Below are 9,487 nucleotides of genomic sequence, written 5' to 3'. Positions count from 1 at the left end.
TGTGGTTACACTTTTTTCAAATACGTTATTTTCTTGCCAATAATTGCCAATTTCTTCAGCAACTTTTGGTAAGTCAAGACCTTTATATTCAGGGAATTTCTTACTCATTATATCATTAATTCGTTTCGACGTGCGAAATTAATGATTTTTAAGGAAATAAGTCTGCTTTAACTTTTGAAAAAAGAAAGCCTTTGAAAATTTTCAAAGGCTTTCTTTTTTTACTACTTATGATAGCTTATACTTTTATGAGTTTTTTTGATACTAAAACCTCATTTTCGCTGCTTATTCTAATAAAATAAAAACCTGCATTTAAATCTTGTAAATCATTAAATGAAATCTCATATTGAGATTTATTTACTTGTTTTTCTTTAATAACTCTGCCTTGCATATCATACAGTTTTACATTTAAATTACTGTAACTATAATTAGAAGGCAACTTTACTGTAACCATATTCTTTATAGGGTTAGGATATATTGCAAAATTTAAAGCCTCAACATTTTGAGTTGTTAATGTGTTGTCTATTAAAGTTATTTTATAATCTTCAACTTCAGATGAATTCCCATCATTATTAACAATGCCACAAGGTTGTCCTGGCGTATAATATTGCATCATAGACACACGCATTCTAGTAGTTCCAGCAACTATGGCTGAAGGTAACGTAAAACTAAAGCTTCTTGATGTTTGGTTATATGCCGATAAATTATCTCCACCGTTTGTTCCTGCAATACGCTCTCCATCATCATCAAAATCACCATCAATGTTATAATCTATCCACACTGAAAAACCTGCTGTTTTCCAACTATCTGGCGGCGTAGATTTTTCTATAGTAATTGTGTAAGATTCACTTGCTTCTAATATTGCTGCTGTTCCACCTGTATAATCTGAATAAGTTGAACCAGATGAAGGATTATTAATATCTTCTAGCATCACTCTTGTTATGTGATGATTATCACCATTAACAATTCCATAAGCATCACAGTAATTTATATCTGTTGTTGTGAAATACGTTGAACTACTATAAGACGATTGAGCAAGACCACAATCTGTTCTTACTTGTACTTCATAATCTGTTAATAAATCTAAACCTGTTAACTCTATACTGTTTGTTGTTGCGACAACTGTTGTCCATGTAAAATCTGATAATTTTCTATAACGAACTTCAAAAGTCACATCTTCTATTTCATCCCAACTTACAATTGCTGAAGTTGCTCCTGCTGAAGCAACAACATTAATTGGCGTTTGAAGCGCATTTACTGTTACATTTTGATTTGATGTTACAATATTACCATTATCGTTAAATGACCAAGTTATTGTTCCGCTTTCTCCACTATTAAAAGTTACATCATCAGTTGTTGTTGCAGTGATTTCTTGACAACCATTAGACATTATCACTGGAGCTTCAACTGTGATAGCACAGTTTGAAACTATATCATCAAGTACCGGAGCCACAATTGGATCAGGGTTTGAATTTGGCTGAACAGTTACCATAGCTGTACATCTGCTTTCATTTCCATCGTTATCAGTTACCGTTAGCCAAACTTCTTGAGCTTCAGAAGTATCTTCACAGGTAAATGTAGCCCTATCAATAGTTATAGAATCAATTCCTGCATTTCCTCCTGTTGAACCATTATCTATATCATTTGCGGTGATAGTAGCATTTCCTGTTGCATCTAATGTTACAGTAGTATCTTGGCAATTAGCTGCTGGTCCATTTACCACTTGAGATCCTGTATATTGAATTTTTACAATCAACCCAGGATTACTTAAGTTAGTCACAACATTATCAGAAGAAGGTCCTGATGTTCCTCCGCCATTATCAGTAATAGCATAAATAGTTAATCCGTCAGGAGAAATTGCTAAATCTCTATATCTATCTATAGACGAATGAAATTCTTCATATTCATCATTTACAATATCTTGTCCGTCTGGAGTTAGTTTAGCTCTGTATATGGTTCCTTTTTTTAATGAAGGAATTAAAAGAGAACGTCCCCAGCCAGGAATATTTCCTGTTTCGTGAATATCTATACTAGAAACAGCAGGCGTTGGCCAAGTTCCCCAACCGCCAGCAGGATCTGATTCAATTGAACTACCATAGGTTCCGATTGGAGGTTGAAAATCTGCAGGTGCTCCTGAAGGATATGATTCAAACTCGGTAGCAGTTTCTGCTCCTGAAGGGCAGTTATGATCACTAAAATCATTTGAGTTACAAGCACCTCCTAATGAAGACCAATTACAATAAGTATAAGCCCAGTTATCATAATAACCTGCTATTTCAGGCCATCCATAATTTTTTCCGCTTTTTATAACATTGATTTCATCATCCGTTTTCGGACCTTGTTCTGACGCATAAAGCGTTCCGTCATTAGCAAAAATAATTCCTTGAGAGTTTCTATGACCATAGGTATAAACGTGACTTTGAACTCCATTAAAAACAGGGTTGTCAGCTGGAATTGTTCCGTTTAAATTTATTCGTAATGTTTTACCTGCATAATTTGCATAATCTGTTGATGATGTTGGTAAAACTTGAGAAAGTATAGGGTTACAAGAATACCCAAACTGATTAGCACCTTGATCTCCTACGGTGTAGTATAATTTCATGTCTGGCCCTATAATTAGCCTTCCTGAATTATGATCACCACTTCCTGGTAAGCCTTCTAGTATTGTTCCGTTAGGATTTAAAGAAGTATCTTCAGTTAATTGATTTGTAAGTTCATTGTAAACCAAACGTACTATTCGCAACCTAAAGCCTGAATCTTCATAAGTATAAGCTGCATACACATAATTGTTTGTTGTAGTAGATATATTGTTATATAAATCTGGGTGTATTGCCATTCCTAAAAGACCTCCTTGAGTTGAGTTTGCAACTTTAGAACTCAAATCTATCATCTCTTGTATAACACCTGTATTTATGTTAAAACTTGATATTTTTTCTCCAACACGTTCTGTAAGCCATAGTTTATCTCCTGGCATATATGTTAGCTCCCACGGATAGTTGAATGCGTTGTTTGATGTGATGTTAGTTACAGTCCATTTAGATGTATCATTTGTTGCTGGTTGAGAAAATGATAACATTGTAACTAGTACAAAAGTTATTGAGAATAATTTTTGTTTCATTTTTTTTTGATTGGATTTAGTTAATTGGGATTTTTTTAGTTATTGTTGCGTTTTCTGTGTTTATGTTAAAAATGTAAACTCCTGTTTGTAGTGATACCGGAATAGAGACTAACCTATCATTAGAATTCACATCATAACTATTTACTTTCTGACCTAAAATATTGATTATCTCAATTGATTTTATTGCTTCGTTTTTCTTATTATAAACCTCGATTGATTGTGAATTATCACTATAAAACACAACCATATTGTTATTGTTTAAAACGTCATCAACTGATAATAATGCTGGATTTGAAAAAGTAATTTTAAATCTATCTGTAACGACTCCAGGAGCAACATTTACAACATATTCAGAAGCTCTTAAATCATGATATATTTCTCCGTCATTAAGGTATATTTCTAAATCAGTATTAACATTTTGTAGACTATCAATTTTTATTTCAACAAAGCCACCATTAGCTGTTTTTACTGTTAGAGGCAAGATTGTGTTTTCGTTAACATCTCCAATACCTTGAATAATAAAGTCTCGCTGATTAATATCCCAAAACATATCTTCAATATTTTCTTCATTCGACTCACCGTCAAATCCCCAATCTATATCTGTTGTTGCATTTTGATCTATGGTAAGTAATAGTTGTCTTTGATAATTTTCCGGAGATTTAAACCCTATTCTGAATTTTGACCTATCGTCTTGTAAAGCTATTTCGTTTGTACTTTGCTGCTGTGAAGACGCATTTTGTCTAAAAAACCAAGAATTTGCATTATCTAAATTCTCTTTAACGAATGCTCGCTGATCGTTTTCAAATGTGATATCACCACCGTCTTGAGCAACTACAAAAAACCCTTGAGAAACCGGAATATAACGTCTTGGTATTTTTGTTGAAGAACCACCTTGATCTACATCTGGATCTGGTGATGCTTGTTGAACATCTAAATCTGCTATTGCAGGTACGCCACCAGATAAATTATAAAGTCCGTAACCTCCTTGATACTCGGCTAAAACATGTGAATTTCCACCGTAATGCTCCCAAAAATAAAGTGTTCCTGTTATAATATTTTCATTATCTAAAATAAACTCATAACCGTCTATTGATGACGGATACGGATTTCCTACCAAATAATCGTTTCCTGATGAAATTTCTAGTTTTATAGTACCGCTATTTGGTTTTCCAGTGAAAACATAGTTTTGCTCGTCTGTTTCTGGTCCTGTTGCTGTTCCTTTCATAGTGTAACCAACACCTACATCTATTCTTGAACTACTAGTTAATGGTTGCCAGTCTGAATAATTATCATCTAAATAATTATCAAACTTCCACAGCCAATAATCTGCTATTTCCATAGGCGATGTTGAGCCATTATATCCGCCAACAAAACTTATTGAAGCAGGGTTTTCTGGATCTGATCCATCTCTTAAAACATCTTCTATAGAGAAGTTTTCAGAACCATCAACTGGAGCTCCAGAAGCACTTGTATGAACTGGTGAAGACCAATAATTATAGGTATATAAATTTACGGTTCCTTGTTGGTCTCGTTCTAATTTTGAAGAAGCTCCTGTAAATAACTCACTCTCTTTGGTTTGCACTAATTGAGACTCTCCTTCCAGATCAATAAAACCGTCTAATTTTAAATACCAACTGTTATAAAGTCCTTTATCATTTTTGATAGAAAACTCCTTATCTTCATCTACTAATAAACCAACTGTACCTTGAGTTTCTGAAACATTTAAATTATGTTTTACGTGAATGATTGAAGCATCGTAAGGGTTGTTTGCCTTTGTTGTTATATCCCAAATATCTCCATGTAACCAAGTATTTGCCGTAGTCCAATCACCATCGTTTTCTGTTACATAAGGTAATGGTGCCGTTTGAAAATAAATATCTTTTATATTGTATAATTTGGCTCCCACAAGAGTATCTAATTCTGTAGGGTTTGTTTTTTTATCGTCAAGAATATCATCTTGATAGCCATCCATTTTATAATACCTGATTAAATTAGCATTTAATGCGCCTATATTATTTGGCGTTATTTTTCCTTTATCAAAATTTGCTGTATCATCTAACTCTTGATACACCATACGCTTTACTTCAACAGAATCTAACGCTCTATTAAATACACGAACCTCTTCTATTTCTCCTTTAAAATACTGGGTGTTTGCTAATGTAGACCCTATTCTAAACTTGGTTGTTGGTGAGGATAATCCTCCTGATGTATTATTTTGCTCTAACACACCATTTATATAAAGTGTTGTGTTTCCTGATACAGTAGTTGCTGCTATGTGTGTCCACACGTTATCTTGAATTGCTGCAGAACTAACTACAACACCATTTGCTACTGCATCAACAGTATTATCTGTATTAACTCTCAAGTAAAATTCGTCTTGTCCGGCTATGCGTTGAGATGTATTTGAAATATTGTTCCCAACATCTTTTTTAATAAAAGCCATGATAGTTGACTCGCTATTTTGAATAACGTTATCATCTTCAACATAATCATTTCGACCATCAAAATATAGACTATAACTCTCGTTTAAATCTCTAGGAGAACCAAAAACATTATCATTACCATCTCTACAGTCTACTACGCCATCACCATCTGTATCAACCACATCATCAATAATACCATCGTTATCAGCATCTAATCCTGTGTATATTGTAGTGTGTATATCATAAATTCCTGTAAGGTCATTATATACATCTAAATAATCTGGTATATTATCACCATCAGTATCTAAAGTGTACCCTGTAGAAGCATACATAACACCTTGAGAATCGTTACCATAAGCGTCATTAAAATTAGCACCTTCTGTATAGTCTGAATAATAGTCATAGACATCAAGAATTCCGTCTCCGTAATATTCAACAACCGAATCACCGTCTGTATCTTTTATTCTAAAAGATTCAGATTCTGGTCCATCTCCAACACCATCTCCAGTAATATCACCATCACCGTTTATAAAGTTTGGATATAAGTTGTTAGCATTTTGTGCTCCTGATTCATCAACATCAAATAAACCATCATTATCACTATCTAAATCTAAATAATCTGGAACGCCATCGCCATCAGTATCTGGGATAACAAGACCTTCTAGAGCATCTAACATTCCGTTTTTATTTACATCTACCCAAGCAACATCTATTTTTGCTTTACCATTACTATAACCAGCAAACCCTGCTTCAACAACATCAGGAATACCATCGTTATCACTATCTAAATCAAAGACATCTGCAACACCATCATGATCCATATCACATAGTGTTTGCTCTATGTTAATATCATCAAGAGCTAGATCATTTCCATTTCCTCCTGGAGAATTATTAATGAACTGCACTATAAATGTTGTTTCTGAAGTTATTATAGGTGCCGGCTCATAATATTTCCATTCAGACACATCACAATCATTTCCGCTTTCACATCTGGTAATATCTCCTGTTGAAAAAGAAGCGATTACAGTACTATAATCTGTTCTTAAAAACCTTACTGTTACATTTGGCTTTATTCTGCTTCCTGTTACTGGGTCTAATTCCCCTGAACTAAAGGCACTATCTTTATTATCTATATTAACAGCCCAGAAACTATAGGTTATTGGTACATTAGGAATGGTTCCTGTAATTGTTGTTTCATAAAAAACACCTGGTTCTACATCGGCATTAAATATGGCCATTCTACCGTTTGTATCACCTGGAGTATGGTCTTCTATAGGAGCCCAAGCATACCATGCAAAATCTGCTATGGCATTATTTGCATCTATTGGTTCTCCATTTACTCCTGATGTTATAAAACTGTGTACTGTATATTCTCCGTCATATAAACTCGCGTTCTCTACATTAGGACATTCTGTTGAGTTTACATCACCATCAGTATCATCTCCGTCTTCTAAACAGTATGTTGTTGTGGCATCATAAAGGGTACTTATATCTGAACTTCTACCGACACCAGCACCAAAGGTTTCATTTAAAAATTTATAATTTGCTTTTATAGAAACTTGAGATAGGTTACATGAGTTTTCTTCAAAATCATCTGGAATTCCATCGTTATCATCATCTATATCTACATTATCAAAGATACCGTCACCATCACTATCATAAAATTTTTGCTCTTTAGATGCTGAAATATTATAGACAAAAAACGGTGATGAATCATAGTTTTCTCCATTACTTTCTATTGTTATAGTCCCTGTTTTTGTAAGCATATCTGCTACATCTGCATAAAACTGAACTGTAAAAGTTGTTGTTCCTCCTGGTGCAACAGGTGAAGTATACGGCGTTCCTACAATAGAAAAATCTGTAGTATTTGACAATATAATATCACTTATAACTAAAGGTTGAGATCCTGAATTTGAAACCGTATAAGTTCTCGTTGTTGATTCTCCTATGTTTATAGATCCAAAATCGGTAAAGTCTGTCAATATTGGCGTATTACTAGCATCTCCTGCAATGTAATTTCCTCCACCAGAAACACGTATTCTAGCTGGTGCATTAGGATCTAAAGAAATATTTACAGCATAATCTTCAATCTCTTCTGGTTGCCCATCTGTGTTTCCACAAGCATTATTAGAAGACCAATATCTTCTTGCTCCTACACGCATAAGCGTTGTTCCTGATATGGCGTCATCTGGAATATTAATAGGAATATCACTTAATCCTTCTCCAACTTCTCCTGGTAAAAGGTCAAAAAATTCACCTTCTGGATTAGCTTCGTCATTTGCAGTATTATTAAAAACACCATCTTGATTTAAATCAATATAAATTGCCCATCCAGAGTTACCCCCATTTACAGAAATTGATGCAGTATAACTATTCCCTTTATATAATTTAAGGATTGGGTTTGGCGAAAGATCTGTATAATCTGCATATCCGCCATCATCTAAACTATTATTATTTATTCCAGTTGTATCTTCCCCTGTAATACTAAAATTTGTTATGTAATGACTTCCATTTGAAGTATTGGCCGGTGTGCAATAATTATAGGTTCCTGTTTTAAATGTTTGAACTGAAGCCCAAATCGTAGAACCTCCACAAACGCTTCCTACTTGAAATTCGTAATCTGACAACTGTAACAGTCCTGTAATATTATATGTGTTTGTTGGGCTAACATCAGAAATCCAACTTACTTCTCCTACTAGTCTATATCTAATATCATAATATGATGTTCCGAATTGATTGTCCCAATTTACTTGAACATTATCACCTTCTATATTGTTTACAGTAACATTTGATGGGGCAGCTTGCGCATTTAATGTAATATTTTGTGTTACAGTTACCGAATCATCAGAACCTGTGTATGTCCAAATAATAGAGTAATTTCCTGGAGTACTAAATGTGGTTGGTCCGCCTGGAGTGGGAACAATGTTTTCACACTTATAATTTAAACTGCTTGGTGTTGGTGCGGCATATTCACAATAAGCCACAACATCATCTACAACCGGAGCTATCATTGCTCCAGAATAAGCGTTTACGGTTACAGTTGCTACACATGTATCTGTCTGACCTGTTGAATCCTGAACAGAAAGAACTACTGTATTATCTCCTACATCATCACAAGTAAAATCTTCTTTATCAATACTTAATATTGGAGAACCTATCGATACTGTTGATCCATTATCTAGTTGACTTGCTAATATAGATACATTTCCAAACGCATCTAAATCAACAACAATATCTTGACAAACTGCAACAGGCGGCGGCGGCGGCGTACCTCTTAAGTAAACATCATCTATATAAAACTCATCTGATCCTTGATAACCGGTATTATAAACCTTAAACTTAAATGACGTCACTCCGTCTTGACCTGGTCCAGCGCCATCATTCATAGGCAAAGTAAAAGCGCCATCAGCAAATGATCTATTAACATTAACATCAATAAGCAACTGGGCTGTCTCCCAAGCTCCACCATTATAAGCATACTGAATCCATAACTGACTATTAAAGTTACTATTTGTTGAAGCGTAATCTATAGAAAACTCTATATCTGTATACCCAGCTACATCAAAATCATCAAACTCAACTTGTTCATTATTATCCCACCAATCTCGAATTTTCAAACTGTTAGGAGCTGATAAAACAACGTCGTTTACAATATCTATACTACCATTAAATGCAGTCACAAAAAAACCCCAATTATCATTAGGGGTCAATGTTCCAGCTGCAGTATCATAATTATTTGCTATAAGCCCAGAAGGCCCTAAAAATTCATTCTTAGCAATAGTAGTTTGAGAAAACATCCTATTACTTATTAAAAAGACACAAAAAACTAATAGTAAAAAGGAGTAGTAATTTTTTTTCATTTTTAGTTAGTATTTAACAATTTTGCTCGTCGAAAGTAGTAAAAAAATCCACGTAATGCACTTTTTGTACTACATTTACTATGAAATTG

The 9,487-nt window shown here is 34.2% G+C and carries 2 protein-coding genes; both read right to left on the bottom strand.

The window, feature by feature from the left end; translation table 11 throughout:
- Nucleotides 1–235: 235 nt before the first annotated feature.
- Nucleotides 236–3,115: a PQQ-dependent sugar dehydrogenase gene (locus ACN0QX_RS14245; RefSeq protein WP_417197909.1), complete on the bottom strand. Its 2,880-nt coding sequence runs from the start codon at nucleotides 3,113–3,115 to the stop codon at nucleotides 236–238.
- 16 nt (nucleotides 3,116–3,131) lie between these two features.
- Nucleotides 3,132–9,398, bottom strand: coding sequence for a LamG-like jellyroll fold domain-containing protein (locus ACN0QX_RS14240; RefSeq protein WP_417197907.1), 6,267 nt, complete (start codon nucleotides 9,396–9,398; stop codon nucleotides 3,132–3,134).
- Nucleotides 9,399–9,487: the final 89 nt, after the last annotated feature.

The organism is Bizionia sp. (assembly GCF_048259285.1).
Lineage (GTDB): Bacteria > Bacteroidota > Bacteroidia > Flavobacteriales > Flavobacteriaceae > Algorimicrobium > Algorimicrobium hallyeonense.
The sequence above is the reverse complement of the archived record's forward strand: the minus strand, read 5'-3'. Positions and strand labels throughout refer to the sequence as shown.

Bases quoted from the DNA above. Each gene is read 5' to 3' on its own strand.
- ACN0QX_RS14245 (WP_417197909.1), bottom strand. From the start codon at position 3,115: ATGAAACAAAAATTATTCTCAATAACTTTTGTACTAGTTACAATGTTA.
- ACN0QX_RS14240 (WP_417197907.1), bottom strand. From the start codon at position 9,398: ATGAAAAAAAATTACTACTCCTTTTTACTATTAGTTTTTTGTGTCTTT.